Source organism: Negativibacillus massiliensis (genome assembly GCF_900148495.1).
Taxonomy (GTDB): Bacteria; Bacillota; Clostridia; order Oscillospirales; family Ruminococcaceae; genus Negativibacillus; species Negativibacillus massiliensis.
In genome coordinates this window covers 481,771-501,241 of sequence record NZ_FTRU01000007.1, presented here as the reverse complement: position 1 = coordinate 501,241, position 19,471 = coordinate 481,771, and the positions used below count along the sequence as shown (strand labels likewise).

Sequence of the window (19,471 nt, the reverse complement as noted above, 5' to 3'; positions counted from 1 at the left end):
TTGTTTGGCAGCGTATATTCCCGTACCTCGTGACCTGACGAGGGTAAAAACAAAAGTGTTCTTCAATCTGACGAAACGGCAGTTACTTTGCTTTGGTGCGGCGGCGCTCATCGGAGTGCCGATTTTCTTTCTGGTCAAAGCAACCGGAAATGTGAGCCTTGCAGCACTGTCCATGATGATCGTCATGTTACCGTTGTTCTTTCTGGCAATGTATGAAAAGGATAGTCAGCCGTTGGAAGTGGTTGTAGAACACTTCATTCAGACCAAATTCGTTCGTCCCAAGGTTCGCCCTTATCAGACGGACAACTATTATGACGCTTTGATGCGTCAGTACAAACTGGAAAAGGAGGTTGAACGAATTGTTTTTCAAAAAGAAGCCACAGGCAAGAAACATCAAAATGCCTGCAAATCTGAATCGGAAGCAGCAGCGAGAAATTAAAGCTGTTGTGGAACGGGCAAAGAAGGACAACGGTATTCCGCAGACTGCACAGCAGTCCATTCCCTTTCAGAGAATGTTCCCGGATGGCATCTGCCGTGTCACTGACAGTTATTACACCAAGACCATTCAGTTTCAGGACATCAACTATCAGCTGGCACAGCAGGAAGATAAGACTGCCATCTTCGATGAGTGGTGCAGTTTCCTGAATTTCTTTGACAGCTCCATTCACTTTGAGCTTTCCTTTATGAACCTGAGTACCGATGCTGAAAGCTTTGAAAAGAGTATCCGTATCCCGTTCAAGAAGGACAGCTTCAATCCCGTCCGTGCCGAGTATAGCCAGATGCTGAAAAAGCAGTTGGCGCAGGGCAACAACGGCTTGACCAAAACCAAGTACCTGACATTCGGCATTGAAGCCGAATCCATGCGGCAGGCAAAGCCGAGACTCAACCATATCGAAAACGATCTGCTCAATAACTTTCGGCGTTTGGGTGTCATTGCCACTACCATGAACGGCAAAGAGCGGCTGCATCTGATGCACTCTATGTTCCACATGGGTGATAATGATAAGTTCTTCTTTGATTGGAAGTGGCTGGTAGAATCCGGGCTTTCCGTAAAGGACTTCATTGCTCCGACGGCGTTTGCCTTTAAGACCAACCGCACCTTCCAGATGGGCAGTATCTTCGGTTCGATGTCTTATCTGGCAATTACGGCATCAGACCTGTCTGATCGTATGCTGGCGGATTTTCTGGATATGGAATCCACGCAGATCGTGACCATGCACATCCAGTCGGTTGACCAGACTGCGGCGATTAAGACCATCAAGAGAATCATCACCGAGCTTGACCGTTCCAAAATCGAGGAACAGAAAAAGGCTGTGCGTTCTGGCTATGACATGGACATTATCCCATCTGACCTTGCTACCTATGGTAAAGATGCGAAGTCACTTCTGAAAGAATTGCAGAGCCAGAATGAGCGAATGTTCATGGTGACATTTCTGGTGCTGAACACCGGGCGCACCGAGCAGGAACTGGAGAACAATGTGTTCCAGGCACAGAGCATCGCCCAGAAGCATAACTGCAATCTGCGTCGTTTGGATTTTCAGCAGGAATCCGGACTGATGAGCAGCCTGCCTTTGGCACAAAACCTGATTGAGATTCGTCGTGGCCTGACTACCAGTTCCACGGCTATTTTTGTGCCTTTCACCACGCAGGAGCTGTTCCAGAATGGTGGAGAAACGCTCTATTACGGGCTGAATGCTCTGTCGAACAACCTTATCATGGTGGACAGAAAGAAGCTCAAGAACCCCAACGGACTGATTCTGGGTACTCCCGGTTCCGGTAAATCCTTTTCCGCAAAGCGTGAAATCACCAATGCGTTCCTGGTTACGGATGACGATATTATCATCTGCGACCCCGAAGCGGAATATGCGGCTCTGGTTCACAAGTTCAATGGTCAGGTGGTAAAAATCAGCTCCTCCAGTACCAACTATATCAACCCTATGGACATCAACCTGAACTACTCTGAGGATGACAACCCGGTAGCACTGAAAGCTGATTTTATCCTGTCCCTCTGTGAGTTGATTATGGGCAGTAAGGATGGCTTGCAGCCTATCGAAAAGACGGTTATCGACCGTTGTGTGCATCAGATTTACCAGAGATATTTCGACAATCCTGCCCCTGAGAATATGCCGATCCTTGAGGATTTGTATGATGCCCTTCTGAAACAGGACGAAAAGGAAGCCCACCATGTAGCGACCGCCTTGGAAATCTATGTTAAGGGTTCTCTGAAACTGTTTAACAACAGAACCAATGTGGATATTCAGAATCGTCTGGTGTGCTTCGACATTAAGGAGCTGGGCAATCAGCTGAAAAAAATCGGTATGCTGATCGTTCAGGATCAGGTCTGGGGGCGTGTAACTGCCAACCGTTCTGCCGGTAAATCGACCAGATATTATATTGACGAGTTCCATCTGCTTCTGAAGGAAGAACAGACGGCAACCTATTCCGTAGAAATCTGGAAGCGATTCCGTAAATGGGGCGGCTTGCCGACCGGTATTACTCAGAATGTCAAAGACCTGCTTCGTTCCCCGGAGATTGCCAACATCCTCGAAAACTCTGATTTCATCTATATGCTGAATCAGGCAAGCGATGACCGAAGTATTCTGGCACAGCGGTTGAACATTTCGCCGCATCAGCTGTCCTATGTAACCAACTCCGGTGAGGGCGAAGGACTTCTGTTCTATGGCAATGTGATTCTGCCGTTCATTGACCGATTCCCGACAGATCTGGAACTGTATCGCATTATGACCACGAAGTTAAACGAGGTGGCACAGGAAAAGGAGGCGTAATGTATGGCGAAAAGACCTACACGACTCCGTTTTACCGAAGATGACCTTGCAGATTCTCATGTGAAGAAAGCTGCCGACCGTGCAGATAAGGCGGTTGATAGGGCTGAAAAAGCGGCAGACAAATTGGCTTCTAAAAAGGCAAAGCCGAAGCTAAAGCTGGAAACAGATGCAGCCGGTTCCCGTAAAGCAAAGCTCCGTTTTGAAAAAGCGGAGTTTACGGAAATCGAGCGCCCATCTGTGGCAAAGCACATGGCAAGCCGTGGTGCCGCAGTCACGCTCACATCCAAAGCACATCGGGCGGTGTCAGAATATGAGGATGATAATATCGGCGTTCAGGCTGTGCAGGAAACGACCAAGGCTGTTGAATCCACTGTCTATACCGTCGATCATGCCGTTTACAGTCACAAGCTGAAAGCCTACGACAAGGCGGAAAAGCTGGTTGAGAAGTCAGATAAAGCAAATGTAAATGCCCTGTATGAGAAGTTCAAAAAGGACAACCCCGATGCCGGTTCCAATCCCTTTTCCCGTTGGCAACAGAAAAGGGCAATCAAGAAAGAATATGCTGCCGCCAAAGCCGGTAAGAATACCGCTTCGACAACGGCTTCTGCATCTAAGGGTGCAGGCAAGGCAACGGGCAAAGCAGCTCAGGGAGCCAAGAACATCACAGAAAGAGTAACGGAGTTCTGCACCACACACTCTAAAACGATTCTGTTTGTTTTGATTGCCGGACTGCTTTTTATGATACTCTCAGGGATGTTCTCGTCTTGTTCGGCTATGTTCCAAGGCGGCACACAGATCATTCTGGGAACTTCTTTTACTGCAAAAGAGGAAGATATTATTGGTGCGGACAATGATTACAAGGCTTTGGAAGCTGCGCTCCGCAATAAAATCAATAATATCGAGCGTACTCATAGCGGATATGACGAGTACCGGTATGACCTTGATGAAATCAACCACAATCCTTATGAGCTGGCGGCGTATTTGACGGTGAAGTTTGAGGATTACACCAGAGATGAGGTGCAGGCTACCCTGCAATGGCTATTTGAGCAACAATATGAGCTGACCCTGACGGAAGTAGTAGAGATTCGTACACGAACAACATCTTCTACTGATCCCGAAACGGGAGAGACAACAACAGAGGAAGAAGATTACGAATATTATATTCTGAATGTGAAGCTCAGAAATAAGGGCTTGAACAGTGTGATTTCAAATTCCGGCTTGTCGGAAGATGATATGGAGCGATATAGAATTTTGCTTCAGACAAGGGGCAACAGACCGGATATTTTCGGAAATGACATTTACGCCACCCCTGGCGGCGAGTACACCGATTATGATATTCCGGGCGAAGCGCTGACAGACACAAGATTTGCCAATATGATTCGGGAAGCTGAAAAATATCTGGGATACCCGTATGTGTGGGGCGGCAGCAGCCCGTCTACCTCCTTTGACTGCTCCGGATTTGTTTCCTATGTAATCAATCACTGCGGAAACGGTTGGAGTGTTGGTCGTTTGACCGCAAACGGTTTGATGGGCGTATGCGACATTATCCCGAAAAGCTCTGCCAAACCGGGATATTTGATTTTCTTCCAAGGCACTTATGATACCTCCGGTGCATCACACGTTGGTATCTATGTTGGCAATGGTATGATGATCCACTGCGGAAACCCCATTTCCTACGCTTCTATCGAATCGAATTACTGGCAACAGCATTTTTACTGCTTCGGCAGAATCAGAAACTAAAGGAGGGATGGCGATTGAGTGCCAAGTTAGACAGAATAGGTGCAGACCTTGAAAAAGCCCGTAAGAAACGGGCAGAATGGGATGCTAAGGTGAAAGACCTGGAACGCAGATACCGTGAGGAGGAAAATTCCGAAATCCATGAGATGGTTCATGCTGCGAACCTGAATCCCGAACAGCTTTCCGAGCTGCTCCGTATGTTTGCTGCGGATATGGCTCCGAAGCCTGATACGATCAATACTATGAATGAGGAGGAAACGCAGAATGAGATTTAAGAAAATTGGAGCCGCATTGCTGGCGTGTGCAATGTGTTTTGGCGTGTTTTCTACAACGGCATTTGCCTATGTAGATGAAAGCGTAGCGACTGAAGAACCTGCGGTCGAAGAAAAAGTTCCCGAAACAGAGCCGGAGGAGCCGATGCTACCGCTTACTCCCGACGGCAATCTGACTTTGGTTGATGACGCTGGCTCGCCTACGAAAAGCGGAAAGCAGTTCATTACCGCTGTAACCAAAAACGGAAACTACTTCTATATCATCATTGACCGTGATGATAAGGGCGAGGAAACCGTGCATTTTCTGAATCAGGTGGATGAAGCCGACCTGCTCAAGCTGATGGACGAGGAAGAAGTTGCAGAGTTCACCAAGCCGGTTGAGGAAACAAAGCCGGAAGTAGTTGAAACAGTTCCTGAAATTACAGAACCGACACCGGAGGAAAAGCCGAAATCCACAAATATGCTCCCGGCGATTCTTACTCTGATTGTGCTTGCCTGTGGTGGTGGATTCTTCGTATTTAAGAAAGTCCAGGAAAAGAAGAAGGCACAGGAAGCGGCAAAGCCTGACCCAGATGCTGATTATGTGGACGATGACGAGGACTATGGGTACGATCCGGAGTTTGAGGACGACGATGAAGATAGCTCCGTCGATGAAGATGATAATGAACCTGTGTAAACAGGATAGGCTTGATGCCTGGGGCAGCCTTCGGGTTGCCTTTACATAGTTTCCGCTTTCAAAAAATAAAAAAATTTGCGTTTTTGAAAGTGACATCTTGCATATACTATTAGCAGACAGTATAATAAGTACAGCGAAGCGGTTTCGAGAAATGAAAAAACTTCAATTTTTGAAAGCGGGTGACTATATGAAAACAATCACGAGAGCAAAATATCTCGATAGAATCATTGAACTGAATGGTACTCCTGACATCAAGATCATCACGGGCATTCGTCGATCTGGTAAGTCCAAATTGATGCAGGCGTATATTGCGTATCTGAAAAGCAATTTTGAAAACATCAATATTATCTTCATCGACTTCATGGATTTGGCGTATGAAGAAATCAAGGAATACCATGCCTTACACGCCTATGTGGAAGAACATTATCAGGAAGGAAAAACGAACTACCTGTTTGTAGACGAGGTTCAGATGTGTCCCAAGTTTGAGTTGGCAATCAATAGCCTGTACTCTAAGGGAAAATACGACATCTATGTAACAGGCTCTAATGCTTTCCTGTTGAGTGCAGATCTGGCAACTCTGTTTACCGGACGCTATATTGAAATTCATGTGTTTCCTTTCAGCTTCCAGGAATATTGCCAGTATTATGATGATATTAGTGACAAAGATAAGCTCTTTGATGAGTACGCTATCAAGGGCGGTTTAGCAGGTTCCTATGCTTATAGAACCGAAAAAGACAGAACAAACTATATCAAAGAGGTCTACGAAACGATTGTTACAAGGGATTTGGTACAGAAATATACTCTCCCGGACACTTTGGTTTTACAACGTCTGAGCGAGTTCCTTATGGATAATATCAGCAACCTGACTTCTCCGAATAAGGTCAGTCAGCTACTGACAGCAAATGAGACTCCAACCAATCATGTAACCGTCGGCAAGTACATTAAGTATTTGTGCAATGCTTTTGTATTTTATGATATTAAGAGATATGACATCCGAGGTAAGAAATACCTTGAAAGCTCTGAAAAGTTCTATTTGTGTGACAGCGGTATTCGATATGCAATACTGGGAAGCAGAAATATAGACTATGGCAGAGTATATGAAAACGTTGTTTGTATCGAGCTTCTTCGCCGTGGATATGATGTCTATGTCGGCAAGCTCTATCAAAAGGAAATCGACTTTGTTGCTCAGAGAGGTAGCGAAAAGATTTATATTCAGGTCAGCGACAACATTTCCGGGCAGGAAACATTTGAGAGAGAATGCTCTCCTCTGCTTCAGATTCGAGACGCTTATCCGAAAATGATTATTGCCAGAACCAAACATCCCCAATATAGCTATGAAGGAATCGAAATTCACGATATAGCCGATTGGTTGCTACAAGAATAAGCAAGGTGAAATATCTCCGTCATTCTCTTTTGAAATGATGGAGATATTTTTATTATGACGGAGATTGTAGAACAGAAAATTGTATCAGGTTGCAAAAATCCTTTCCGAACTTTTTACATAGCAGTCATGCACTACGGTGTGTGGCTGCTTATTTTTTTGTGAAAGGAGCAGATGCAAATGAAATTAGTTTTGGCTGAAAAGCCTTCGGTTGCACAGAGTATTGCCAAAGTGTTAGGTGCTGCCAAGCGTGAGGATGGCTACTTAGAGGGAAACGGATATGTGGTCAGCTGGTGTGTAGGGCATTTGGTGGAGCTGGCACAGCCGGAAGTCTATGATGCGAAGTACAGCAAATGGGCTTATGCAGACCTTCCTATCTTCCCGATGGACTGGCAGTATGAGGTTTCTGCCGGTACGAAAAAACAGTTTGGGATTCTGAAAAAGCTCATGGCCAGAGAAGATGTTGCGAGTCTTGTGTGTGCAACAGATGCCGGTCGTGAGGGCGAGCTGATCTTTCGGTTGGTGTACCACAAAGCCGGGTGCAGAAAGCCGTTTGAGCGGCTTTGGATTTCCTCGATGGAAGATGTAGCAATCAAGGAGGGCTTTGAAAATCTCAGGTCTGGAACGGAATATGATGCTTTGTATGAAGCAGCACTGTGTCGAGAACGAGCCGACTGGATTGTTGGTATTAACGCTACTCGACTTTTTTCGACCCTTTACGGGCAGACCCTGAATGTTGGTCGTGTTATGACCCCTACCCTTGCTATGGCTGTTATGCGAGAAGCTGCCATTTCCGCATTCAAGCCTGAACTGTTCTACACAGTTCAGATTGGATTGGATGGTTTTACGGCTGCAAGCGAACGCTTCAAAACCAAGGCAGCAGCCGAAGCTGTCAAACAAAGCTGTTCGGTGGCAATCGTTCAGAAAGCTGAATGTAAGGAGAAAACAGAAAAGCCGCCTGCGCTCTATGACCTGACCAGTTTACAGAGAGAAGCCAACCGTGTGCTTGGCTACACGGCACAGCAGACCTTGGACTACACGCAGAACCTCTATGAAAAGAAACTGGTCACTTATCCCCGTACCGACAGCAGGTTTCTGACGGAAGATATGGCACATAGCCTGACCGACCTCGTAAAGCTGGCTTTCCACACATTCCCCGTGGAGGATGTGGATAACATACCAGTTCATGCAGAGCAGGTTGTGAATAACAAAAAGGTCACAGATCACCATGCCATCATTCCGACCAGAGAATTGCAGAAATGCAATCTGAGCGAACTTCCCAAGGGTGAACTTGCAATTTTGCAACTGATCTCGAATCGGTTGTGCGTAGCTGTTGGCGATCCGCACCGATACGCAGAGACAGTTATTGAGCTGGACTGTGGCGGTACCGTGTTTTCCACCAAAGGCAAAACTGTTGTGCAGGATGGATGGAAAGCTCTGGTTCAGAAAAATGATTCGACAAAATCCGACGAAAACGTGCAGACACTCCCTTCTGTTTCCGTTGGTGACGAAATGACCGTCAGCGGCACGGAAATCAAGGAAGGGAAAACATCTCCCCCTAAACACTTTACCGAGGATACTCTGCTTTCTGCTATGGAAACTGCCGGTGCGGACGAAATGCCTGATGAGGTGGAGCGCAAAGGTTTGGGAACGCCTGCGACCCGTGCCGGTATCATTGAGAAGCTGGTTCGCATCGGTTTTCTGGAGCGTAAGGGTGATAAGAAAACCAAACACCTGATTCCGACCCACAAGGGTACGGCTCTGGTAACAGTCATGCCGGAACAGATTCAGTCCCCATCCATGACGGCGGATTGGGAAGAAAAATTGTTGCTCATTGAGAAAGGCGAATATGCCAGCGAGGACTTTATGGACGAGATCAAAGATGTGATTGCCGGTCTGATTCAGAACTATGAAGTAATCCGTGATTCCGAGGTTATGATGTCGAAAGAAGCCAATTCTATCGGCAAATGCCCGCTCTGCGGCAGTGCTGTAGAGGACAAAGCCAAGGCATTTTTCTGTTCCAACAGAGCTTGCAAATTTGCCCTCTGGAAAAACAATCGCTACTTTGCGAGCATCGGCAAGAGCATGACTTCTGCCACGGCGCAGAAATTGCTTGGTTCCGGCAAGGTAAAGCTCAAGAATTGCAAGTCCGAAAGAACGGGCAACACCTTTGATGCCACCGTCTTTATGGAGGTATCAGATGATGGCAAAACGAAGTTCAGTATGGAATTTGAAAATGGAGGAAAGCGCAAATGACAAATGAGTACAACCCGGATGGTAAGGAAATCCGATTTATCGACAGCCATTATAAGGATTTGTTTCATATCCCCGATGGCAGCTGTGTGCAGATTCACTACCCGGATGAAATGGTTGTGAAGCCCTGCACCTTCATTGACGAGTATCATACGCAGATCGGATACAATGTGTTTCATATCTGCCAGTTTGCAGAAATTATGGAGCGCAACGGCGCAAGCTATATGCCGGAGCCTGAGATTATGGGCGATGAAGCCGCATGGAAGGTCGGAAAGGATAGAATCCTTGCGGTGCAGACCTGCGAAGATGGTTACGACTACACCCTGTTGGATGAAAACTACAACGAGATTGATGGCGGTCAGGTTGATAACCCTGAACTGTCCATGCTCGAAGTCCGCCGGGATATTCTGGAATCCTTCGGGCTGGAGCGCCGGGAACTGCGGGCAATGTTCTATGAGGATGTCATGGAGCAGGCTTTTGAAGTCGGCAGACAGGCGGTGGTGGTCAATGACCCTATCGCTGAGCTTGCTTTTAAGCTCGACCGTTTTGCAGAGAACTTCGACCCCTATGAATATATGGATCAGGTCGATGATGTGCAGGCGCATATCCAAGAAATCAAGGCAGATCTTGCCGCTGGTAATACGGCTCCGTATCGTGAGTTCCTGAATACAGCCATTGAAGAAGCCCGTGAGGAAACTGCGGTTGAGGTTGCCAAAGTGCTGAAAAGTCAGCTGGATAAGCTCGACTCTCCGAAGCGTGAGTCGGTCATGGAAAAACTGGCACAGGCCGCAGAAAAAGCTGCGCCTGCCAGTCCCTCTCCCAAACGCAAAGAGCCTGAACGATAAGGAGGACACGGATATGAAAAACGAAAAATGGGATGATGTTCACGGAAATACCACCCCGGATGACAGAATGGTTGCTTTTCTGGAAAGCCCCACGGATTCCTATGCGATTCTTCAGCTGCGGGAAGATGTAGACGATAATATCCCGCTCATGTTTGCAAATTACAGCTACCTTCAGAAGAAAGAAATGGAGCCTGAGATTGACCGTTACGAGGTGGTCTATCATGGCTCCATTTCTATGTCCGAGGATGTGAATCGGCAGCTGGAAGATTTGTATGTAAAGTTCAATATTGACCACCCGGATGATTTCCGTGGTCACAGTATGTCGGTCAGCGACATCGTAGCCTTAAAGGTAGTCGGTGAGGTATCCTTTCACTATGTAGATTCTGTTGGGTTTCAGAAGCTGGAAAACTTTATGAAGTCCGAAAACTACCTGAAAAACGCAGAGATGGCAATGGAAGATGATTATGGGATGATTGACGGTATCATCAATAACGGAAAAGCGTCCGGATTAGAGGAACGTCCTTCGGTGTTGGAGCAGTTAAAGGAAAAGCCCGTGCCGGATGTTTCCCATAAGCCGCCCAAGAGCCACCCGGAAAGGGAGATTGAATGATGGATTTCACACAGGATGAGCGGAACATGATGATGCTTTACAGCCCTGGCACAAGGTCAGGGCTGTGTGAAGCACTGACACTGATGAAGGAACAGCTTTCGGAGGACGAGTCAGAGCTTTTTGCTTTGGCAGACTCGGTTCTCCGTAAAGTTTCAGCCATGGACGATGCCGCCTTTGAGAAGCTGAACCTTTATCCGGATTGATAGGATTGGAGGGATACAATGAACGCAAAAGAGCGATTTTATTCCGGATTAGCAAAAGAAACGATTGGGAAAATCACCTCGAACACAGATAACTGGACTTCGTTTTTGAGAACGATGTCCCGCAACTATGAGTTCACCTATCCGGAACAGGTGATGATTTATGCTCAGCGCCCCAATGCGACCTTTTGCAAGCCCTATGAGGACTGGAACGCTGAAAATTACCGCAGATATGTAAAGCGTGGCTCTACCGGCATTGCTCTGTTTGTGATGAACAGGGATAAACCGTATCTGCGCTATGTGTTTGATGTGGCGGATACCGGCGTTCGCCGTTCTTCCCCGGAACTGAAACCGTGGGAGGTGACGCCTGAAAACCGCTCCTATGTCATGGAAGCGATGGAGCGTACCTTCGGTGTTGCCGCTGACGGGGTACTGGAAGCACAGCTTGAAGATATTGCATCCGCACTGGCGGCTGAGTATTGGGACGATTACAAAAAGCAGTTCCTCGACATCGTTGCCAACAGCTTCCTTGAGGAGTATGATGAACTCAACATCGAAGTAGCTTTCAAAAATGCGGTGGCAAACAGCGTATCCTATACGATGTATTGCCGGTTCGTGGAAAGTCCCGACAACTACTTCGAGCATGAGGATTTCCAGAAGGTGTTTGATTTTAACACCAGACAGACGGTAAATGCCCTTGGTACTGCGGTGAATGCCATCAGCACAAGGATGTTTCAGGAAATCGAAAAAGCGATTGGAGAACATGAGCAGATTAAAGCTACCGAAAGGAGTACAGATTATGAGCGAGATGACTTACAGACAGGCCGGAGATTATCAGATTCCGAACCTTCAGTTGGAGAACGAGGGAGAGAAACCTCTGGGCAAGTACGGCAGGATGCGTCGAGCATTTTTGGAACAGAACAATCCGATGCTCCTGAACGACATGATTCTGACGGAGAGCCTGTTCCCGCACCTGTGGGAGATCGAGGAAACAGCGAAAGCCAGAGTGGAGTTTCTGATGGAGCAGTACCTGAAGGACAGCCCCGCACCGGACAAGGAAACGCAGCAGATGGCGTGGGTGCAGCACATGAACAGCCTGAAAGCACAGGCGGAGGAAGTCGTGATGACGGAGCTTATCAACAGCTGAGTCTGAACCTTTTCCTCTCCGAAAATGAACAAATCAGTTTTATCGACCGAGCAGAGAGCTTTACGCCCTCTGCTTTTTCTTTTGCCCAGGAAGAAATCGACCACTTCCTTCTGCTTGGTAGCAATACCGATGAAGCCCGAAAAGTCGTAGCGCTGGAATATATGAAGCAGAAGCCGTTGGAAGAAATCGTTCAGACCTTAAAGCAGGTCTATCACGGCGGCTATGGTCTGAAAGAAGATAGCGGGAATATCTGTGCGTGGTATGCCGAGGACGGTATCCACCTTGCCAAAGGTTCCTCTGCCATTGACAGCCCCAGAGCGCAGATCGTTTCTTGGGAAACGGTTGCCGAGCGCATTGGAGAACTGCTTGAAAATGGTCGGTTCGCAACTAATGTGGAACTGGTAGAAGCATCCGGATATGAGCGTCAGAAGTTGGCAGAATCCCTGTGGCATCTTTATCACGATTTGAGTGAAGAAGCCCGTTCCAGCAACTATCTGGCAATTCTTCATCAGGAACCGTTTCGTGGTTTCCCTGACGAAACCGCAGACTTGGCTGAAAAGTTGGATGACCCTCGTTTCCACGCAACCTTGGTACAGCAGTATTCGGAATTTAGAAAAACCCTTGCGGAAAATCCCGATCTGCTTCGTTTTCACTATCACAAGCTGAATCTCATTCAGAAACAGCTGTATGAGTTGAATATGCCTTTGCGTGAGTATCAGACCGATATGATGCAGATGCCCCTTGTCCGCCAGTTCATTACGGATGATGAAGTCAATGCAGACTTGACCCGTGGAAGCGGCTTTTCCGGTGGTAAAGCCCGTATTTATAACTACTGGCAGGAGAATCATTCTGCCAAGGAAAAGATGGACTTCCTGAAGCATGAATACGGAACCGGTGGTCATTCCCATGCCTGCTCTGGTGCAACGCACAGCGGTCAGGATCACGATGCCAAGGGTGTTGCTTACACCAAGAGCGGTTGCGATAAATTGCAGATGTCCTGGGCGCAGGTGGTGCAGAGAATCGACGGTCTGATACGAAAGGGACGCTACCTCAGCCCGGAGGAAGAAGCGGAACGACAGGCTATCGAAGAAGCTAAAACTGATCCGTTGGAAGATGTTTATGACCGTTTCGCAGTGATTGATACCGAGGATGGCGAGTATGCGATCTGGGATAATCAGACCGATGACTACTATGTAGACCCGGAAGGCGTTACGGAATACTTCACGGACGAATGGCTTGCCAATGACTATTTGGAGGAAGTTCGTCAGTCCGTAGCTGCGATGGAGTCGGTTCAGCCAGAAGCGCCTGTGGCAGAGCCTGCCGAAGTTGTGGAAGCATCTGCTTCCGAGGAACCGAAATGGAATTATCAGGTCGGTGACACGGTATATCTGGACGATACAGCTTTCCGTGTGGAGCAGATCACGGACAGAGAAGTTCAGCTGCGTGACCCTACGCTTGCTTATCCCATCTTCCGTGCCGAGAATCGTGAGAATTTCGAGCGTATGCTCTCTCAGGACGAAAGAAACCATGCGGTAAGGGTTGATGCCCAAACCGAAGAAAAGCCCGTTACAGAGGATTTTCTGGGCAAAACCGAACCGAGGGACTACACCCCTGAGTATCAGCTGTTAGACCGTCTGCGTATGGACTGCGAATACTTCCTTGGTGCAGGACAGCACAGCGAAAAGCATCTGTGGGCAGGCAACCGCCATGCACAGATTGCCAAGATGCGTGAGCTGTATGAAATGATTCCCGACAAACCAGAATGGCTGACACCTGAGATGATTAACAGCTACGAGGAGCGCATGGCTCCCCGCTATCTGGTTGCCGCCTACCATCACTTTGAAAACGGCTTCGATGATAAACTGGACTACTACACTCTGGAAGAAGCGGAAAAAGCTGCCCAGGGCTATGTGGACGGAACCATGGAGGATGACGGATTCAAGTACGATGGTGCTGCCGTTTACGATCAGCAGGAGCATAAGTGCATCCGTATCTATGGGGACTACCCTGACGAAAAGGCACACGCACAGGTCAGAGCCAGTGCGGAACCCGAACAGCAGGAACCGGAACACTTCATCGATCATTTTTATGTTGCCGAGGACATTCAGAAGCGGGGTGCGCTGGACATCAAGGAATACAGTTCCTTTGATGATGCCCTGCGAGCCTACTATGCACTTCCTGACACGCAGAGAAAAGCCCTGGGTGCAATGAATACCAGAGATCTGCCGGGTAGTCTGGACTTCGTACAGTGCGTAGATGGAAAGGACACCATCATTCAGGATTATGCCCAGGTGGACGGATGGCAGAATGCCGAAGTCATGGACATTATCGCTCAGCTTGAGCAGTCCATCACCACCAGAGAAATCCCACCTGTTCCTGCGGTGAACTTCCACATCACGGATGACAACATCGGTGAAGGTGGACCGAAGCAGAAATTCGCAAGAAACATCGCAGCCATTGAAACTCTGTTCAAACTGGAAAGCGAGAACAGGAACGCCACTACCGAAGAACAGGAGATTTTGTCGAATTATGTCGGTTGGGGCGGTCTGGCAGATGCCTTTGACCCGGACAAGGGAAATTGGGCGAAGGAGTATCAGACACTGAAAAACCTGCTTTCCGAAGATGAATATGCTGCGGCAAGAGCTTCCACCCTGAACGCACATTACACCAGCCCTACGGTCATTCGCTCCATCTACGATGCGGTCGGACAGATGGGCTTTGAAACAGGAAATATTCTGGAGCCTGCTATGGGTATCGGCAACTTCTTTGGTATGCTCCCTCCTGAAATGCAGAGCAGCCGTTTGTATGGTGTGGAACTGGATTCCATCACCGGCAGAATTGCTCAGAAGCTCTATCCCAACGCAGAAATCAAAGTAGCCGGTTTTGAAACGACAGACCGCCGAGACTTTTACGATCTGGCTGTGGGTAATGTCCCTTTCGGCAACTACAAAGTGTCCGACAAGCCGTATGACAAGCTGGGATTCTCCATTCACAACTATTTCTTTGCCAAGGCTTTGGATCAGGTTCGTCCCGGTGGTGTGGTCGCTTTTGTGACAAGCCGTTACACCATGGATTCCAAGAACTCTGACGCAAGGCGTGGCGCAGAGGGCGGAACTGCTTGGTGCAATCCGTCTGCCAAACGATGCCTTTAAGAAAAACGCAGGCACGGAAGTCGTGTCCGACATCCTGTTCCTGCAAAAGCGTGACCATCCGATTGACATTGTACCGGAATGGGTAAACCTTGACCGCACCGAAGAAGGACACACCATGAACAGCTACTTTGTCGCTCATCCTGAAATGGTTCTGGGCGATACGGTGGAAGAAAGTACCGCCTACGGCATGGACATTACAGTGCGTCCCATTGAGGGCATGGAACTGTCCGAACTTCTGAAAGAAGCAGTTTCCCACATCCAAGGAACCTATCAGGCTGTGGAGCTTCCCGAAGCTGACAAGGGTAAGGAAATCGAAACCATTCCTGCAACCCCGGATGTAAAGAATTTCTCTTATACCGTGGTGGATGGCAATGTGTACTTCCGTGAAAACTCCCTGATGCGCCGTGTAGACCTGAATGAGAAAGCAAAAGACCGTGTGATGGGCATGGTGGAACTTCGTGGTATCGTCAACGAGCTGATCGAATATCAGCTTGAGGATTACCCGGATGAAATGATTACTCAGAAACAGGCAGAACTGAATGATGCCTACGATGCGTTTGCCGCAAAGAACGGGCTTATCAATAATCGAGCCAATGGTCAGGCATTTGCTGACGATTCCTCCTACTATCTCCTGTGTTCTCTGGAAAATGTGGATGAGGACGGCAATCTGAAAAGCAAGGCGGATATGTTCACCAAGCGAACCATCAAGCCGGAACGCAGAGTGACGAGCGTGGATACGCCGTCCGAAGCTCTGGCAATCTCTATCGGTGAGCGTGGCAAGGTGGATTTGCCGTTTATGGCACAGCTGCTTGGAACACCTGGAGAATACGATGCGATTCAGGCAGAGCTTCGAGGGGTGATCTTCAAAGACCCGATGGCTCCCGATGCTGTGGAAGTTGGATGGCAGACTGCCGATGATTACCTTTCCGGTGATGTAAGAAGCAAGCTGCGTGTCGCACAGATGGCGGCAGACAGGGATTCTTCCTTCCACATCAATGTGGAAGCCTTGCAGAAAGCACAGCCGAAGGACTTGGATGCGTCCGAGATTGATGTGCGTTTGGGTGCAACATGGATTGATGCCGATTATATTCAGCAGTTCATGGAGGAAACCTTTGAAACGCCGTATTACTTGCGCCGTTCCATTGAGGTCAAGTTCTCCGAGCTGACCGCAGAGTGGCGCATCAACGGTAAGAGTTCTCCCAACTACAACGATGTGGCGGCGTATGTCACCTACGGTACAGAGCGAGCCAACGCATATCGGATTCTGGAGGAAACGCTGAATCTGAAGGATATTCGTATCTATGATACGATTGAAGATGCAGATGGTAAGCAGAAGCGTGTCCTCAATAAAAAAGAAACTACCCTGGCACAGCAGAAACAGCAGGCAATCAAGGATGCGTTCCGAGATTGGATTTGGAGAGATCCGCACAGACGAGAAACCCTTTCCACCAAGTACAACGAACTTTTTAACTCCACCAGACCTCGTGAGTATGATGGCTCTCATATCCGTTTCGGCGGCATGAACCCGGATATTACCCTCCGTGAACACCAGAGAAATGCTATCGCTCATGTGCTATATGGTGGAAATACGCTGCTTGCACACGAAGTTGGTGCGGGCAAGACCTTCGAGATGGCTGCATCGGCTATGGAGAGTAAACGGCTTGGATTGAGCCAGAAATCCCTGTTCGTTGTGCCGAATCACTTGACCTTACAGTGGGCAAACGAGTTCCTGCACCTCTATCCGAGTGCCAAGCTCCTTGTTGCCACCAAGAAGGATTTTGAAACAGCAAACCGTAAGAAGTTCTGCGCTCGTATCGCAACGGGTGACTATGATGCAGTCATCATCGGTCACAGCCAGTTTGAAAAAATCCCGCTTTCTGCCGAACGACAGGAACGGCAGCTGCGGGAGCAGATTGATGAGATCGAGGGTGCGATTGCGGAGCTGAAATGGCAGCGTGGCGAAAACTTCACGATCAAGCAGATGGAGAAAACACGAAAATCATTGGAAGCCAGACTGGACAAGCTCCTTGCCGCTGACAAGAAAGATGATGTCATTACCTTTGAGCAGTTGGGTGTAGACCGGCTGTTTGTGGACGAAAGCCATGCGTTCAAGAATTTGTTCCTCTACACAAAAATGCGAAATGTGGCAGGTCTGTCCACCTCCGAAGCCCAGAAATCTTCGGATATGTTTATGAAGTGCCGCTATATGGATGAGCTGACCGGCGGGCGTGGTGTGATCTTTGCAACCGGTACTCCAGTAAGTAACTCGATGACCGAGCTTTATACGGTCATGCGCTATCTCCAGTACAGTACGCTCCAGCAAAAGAACCTGACCCATTTTGATTCCTGGGCATCGACCTTCGGAGAAACAACAACTGCGATTGAGCTTGCACCGGAGGGAACCGGCTATCGTGCCAGAACCCGATTTGCGAAGTTCTTCAACCTGCCTGAACTGATGAATATGTTCAAGGAGGTTGCCGACATCAAGACCTCTGACCAGTTGCATCTCCCTGTTCCCGAAGCAAAGTTTGAAACGGTTGTGGTTCAGCCCTCTGAGTACCAGAAGGATATGGTGGCTTCCCTTTCAGAGAGAGCAGCAGATGTTCATGCCGGTATTGTAGACCCGTCCGTCGATAATATGCTCAAGATTACCAGCGACGGACGAAAATTGGGACTGGATCAGCGGCTAATGAACACCCTGTTACCCGATGACCCTGACAGCAAGCTCAATGCCTGCGTGGGAAATATCCTGCGTATCTGGCAGGACGGTCAGGCTGACAAATTGACCCAGTTGGTGTTCTGCGACCTTAGCACACCGAAAAATGATGGAACCTTCAATGTCTATGATGATGTCAAAACCAAGCTGATTGCAAACGGTGTGCCTGCGGAAGAAGTTGCCTTTATCCATGATGCAGATACCGAGGCAAAGAAAAAAGACCTCTTTGCCAAGGTTCGTACCGGGCAGGTGCGAGTGCTTCTTGGCAGTACGCAAAAGATGGGTGCAGGAACCAACGTCCAGGACAAATTGGTGGCAGTTCACCACTTGGATGTGGGTTGGCGTCCGTCTGATATGACCCAGAGAAACGGTCGTATCATCCGTCAGGGCAACCGGAACAAAGAGGTTCAGGTGTATCAGTATGTGACCGAGGGAACCTTCGATGCCTACCTGTATCAGACCTTGGAAAACAAGCAGAAGTTTATTTCTCAGATTATGACCTCCAAATCACCGGTTCGCTCCTGTGACGATGTGGATGAGCAGGCGCTGTCCTATGCGGAGATCAAGGCGCTGTGTGCCGGCAATCCGCTTATCAAGGAAAAGATGGACTTGGACATTGATGTGGCAAGGCTGAAGGTGCTGAAAGCTGACCACCAGAGCCAGCAGTACCGTATGGAAGATAAGCTTCTGAAATACTTCCCGGCTGAGATTGAAAAGCAGACAGGCTATATTCATGGCTTTGAAGCTGATATTAAAACCGTGGAAGCACACCCGCAGATTGCCGATGGCTTTTGCGGCATGGAAATCATGGGCAAAGCCTACACCGAAAAGGCAGATGCCGGTGAAATCCTCCTTGCGGCTTGTAAGGACACGAAAAGTGCCGATCCGGTTCCTCTTGGCAGTTACCGTGGCTTTCAGATGGAGCTTTCGTTTGACAGTTTCCGGAACGAGTTCGATGTGACCCTGAAGGGCGCTGTGAGCCACAGAGTAGCCCTTGGAACGGACGCACGAGGAAATATCACCCGACTGGACAATGCCCTTGCAGGCATCCTTGAGCGCTTAGAACGAGCCAATGAGCAGTTGAATAATCTCTACAATCAGCAGGAAGCAGCCAAGGCGGAGGTTGGAAAACCGTTCCCGCAGGAAGCAGAGCTGACAGCCAAAAGTCAGCGACTGGCAGAACTGGATGCAGCCCTGAATATGGAGGACTCTGTGGAAAATCGTGACGAAAGAAGCGAGTCAGAGCGTCCTTCTGTGTTGGCTGATCTGAAATCCAAAGCGGAGCATATCCCGCCTGCAAAATACTCTGAAACCCGTGAGGAGGTGTTGTAATGGCAAAGCGAGATCAGGATGTTCATTTCCTTGCATCCAAGGAGGAGGTCGAGCGAATCCATGAGAAGATGGACGAGCTTGGCATCCGCAGCATGGGAGCCTATCTGCGGAAAATGGCTCTGGATGGTTACTGTATCAGACTGGATTTGCAGGATGTGAAAGCCCTGGTTTCGCTCCTGCGAATCTGCTCCAACAACCTGAACCAGTACGCAAAGCGAGCGAACGAAACAGGCAGCATCTATCGTGCTGACATTGAGGATTTGCAAAAACGGCTGGAGGAGATCTGGACGGACATGAGAGAAGTTCTTGTTCGCCTGTCCTCAATCCAGTAATCCGACAACTTGTTGGGAAGTCGCAGTTTCGG

11 protein-coding genes and 1 pseudogene are annotated in these 19,471 nt (G+C 48.5%); all 12 read left to right on the top strand.

Annotation, left to right across the window (positions count from 1 at the left end):
- Nucleotides 1–4: 4 nt before the first annotated feature.
- The 12 genes and pseudogenes from BQ5375_RS05140 to BQ5375_RS05085 all read left to right on the top strand — a co-directional run bounded on the left by BQ5375_RS05140 (nucleotide 5) and on the right by BQ5375_RS05085 (nucleotide 19,439).
- Entirely contained in the window at nucleotides 5–439 is a 435-nt protein-coding gene (locus tag BQ5375_RS05140) for a PrgI family protein (protein WP_002304375.1), read from the top strand.
- Complete coding sequence (locus BQ5375_RS05135) at nucleotides 399–2,786, top strand: VirB4-like conjugal transfer ATPase, CD1110 family (RefSeq protein WP_076917590.1); 2,388 nt, start codon at nucleotides 399–401, stop codon at nucleotides 2,784–2,786. Before BQ5375_RS05140 ends, BQ5375_RS05135 begins: the two co-directional genes overlap by 41 nt.
- Nucleotides 2,787–2,789: 3 nt before the next feature.
- Nucleotides 2,790–4,526: a C40 family peptidase gene (locus BQ5375_RS05130; RefSeq protein WP_076917533.1), complete on the top strand. Its 1,737-nt coding sequence runs from the start codon at nucleotides 2,790–2,792 to the stop codon at nucleotides 4,524–4,526.
- 14 nt (nucleotides 4,527–4,540) lie between these two features.
- Complete coding sequence (locus BQ5375_RS05125) at nucleotides 4,541–4,798, top strand: DUF4315 family protein (protein WP_002304378.1); 258 nt, start codon at nucleotides 4,541–4,543, stop codon at nucleotides 4,796–4,798.
- Entirely contained in the window at nucleotides 4,788–5,471 is a 684-nt protein-coding gene (locus BQ5375_RS05120; protein WP_002578950.1) for a DUF4366 domain-containing protein, read from the top strand. Before BQ5375_RS05125 ends, BQ5375_RS05120 begins: the two co-directional genes overlap by 11 nt.
- A gap of 151 nt (nucleotides 5,472–5,622) precedes the next feature.
- Entirely contained in the window at nucleotides 5,623–6,855 is a 1,233-nt protein-coding gene (locus BQ5375_RS05115; RefSeq protein WP_002304383.1) for an ATP-binding protein, read from the top strand.
- Nucleotides 6,856–7,032: 177 nt separating this feature from the next.
- Nucleotides 7,033–9,108 carry a DNA topoisomerase 3 gene (locus tag BQ5375_RS05110; RefSeq protein ID WP_002578949.1) on the top strand — a complete coding sequence of 692 codons (2,076 nt, stop codon included), beginning with the start codon at nucleotides 7,033–7,035 and terminating at the stop codon, nucleotides 9,106–9,108.
- Nucleotides 9,105–9,950 (top strand): LPD16 domain-containing protein, encoded by an 846-nt coding sequence (locus BQ5375_RS05105; protein WP_002304387.1) that lies wholly within the window; start codon nucleotides 9,105–9,107, stop codon nucleotides 9,948–9,950. Before BQ5375_RS05110 ends, BQ5375_RS05105 begins: the two co-directional genes overlap by 4 nt.
- Nucleotides 9,951–9,963: 13 nt before the next feature.
- Nucleotides 9,964–10,560 (top strand): YodL domain-containing protein, encoded by a 597-nt coding sequence (locus BQ5375_RS05100; protein ID WP_002304389.1) that lies wholly within the window; start codon nucleotides 9,964–9,966, stop codon nucleotides 10,558–10,560.
- Entirely contained in the window at nucleotides 10,557–10,763 is a 207-nt protein-coding gene (locus BQ5375_RS05095; RefSeq protein ID WP_002578948.1) for a transposon-transfer assisting family protein, read from the top strand. The genes BQ5375_RS05100 and BQ5375_RS05095 overlap by 4 nt, the downstream gene beginning before the upstream one ends.
- Before the next feature lie 18 nt (nucleotides 10,764–10,781).
- Nucleotides 10,782–19,107, top strand: a pseudogene (locus BQ5375_RS14680) (LPD11 domain-containing protein).
- On the top strand, nucleotides 19,107–19,439 hold the full coding sequence (locus tag BQ5375_RS05085) for a plasmid mobilization protein (RefSeq protein WP_002578947.1): 333 nt from the start codon (nucleotides 19,107–19,109) through the stop codon (nucleotides 19,437–19,439). The pseudogene BQ5375_RS14680 and the gene BQ5375_RS05085 overlap by 1 nt, the downstream one beginning before the upstream one ends.
- Nucleotides 19,440–19,471 lie beyond the last annotated feature (32 nt).

What these genes read in the sequence shown, in the direction of transcription:
- BQ5375_RS05135 (WP_076917590.1), top strand. Translation starts at nt 399, where the DNA reads ATGCCTGCAAATCTGAATCGGAAGCAGCAGCGAGAAATTAAAGCTGTT.
- BQ5375_RS05130 (WP_076917533.1), top strand. Translation starts at nt 2,790, where the DNA reads ATGGCGAAAAGACCTACACGACTCCGTTTTACCGAAGATGACCTTGCA.
- BQ5375_RS05120 (WP_002578950.1), top strand. Translation starts at nt 4,788, where the DNA reads ATGAGATTTAAGAAAATTGGAGCCGCATTGCTGGCGTGTGCAATGTGT.
- BQ5375_RS05115 (WP_002304383.1), top strand. Translation starts at nt 5,623, where the DNA reads ATGAAAAAACTTCAATTTTTGAAAGCGGGTGACTATATGAAAACAATC.
- BQ5375_RS05110 (WP_002578949.1), top strand. Translation starts at nt 7,033, where the DNA reads ATGAAATTAGTTTTGGCTGAAAAGCCTTCGGTTGCACAGAGTATTGCC.
- BQ5375_RS05105 (WP_002304387.1), top strand. Translation starts at nt 9,105, where the DNA reads ATGACAAATGAGTACAACCCGGATGGTAAGGAAATCCGATTTATCGAC.
- BQ5375_RS05100 (WP_002304389.1), top strand. Translation starts at nt 9,964, where the DNA reads ATGAAAAACGAAAAATGGGATGATGTTCACGGAAATACCACCCCGGAT.
- BQ5375_RS05095 (WP_002578948.1), top strand. Translation starts at nt 10,557, where the DNA reads ATGATGGATTTCACACAGGATGAGCGGAACATGATGATGCTTTACAGC.
- BQ5375_RS05085 (WP_002578947.1), top strand. Translation starts at nt 19,107, where the DNA reads ATGGCAAAGCGAGATCAGGATGTTCATTTCCTTGCATCCAAGGAGGAG.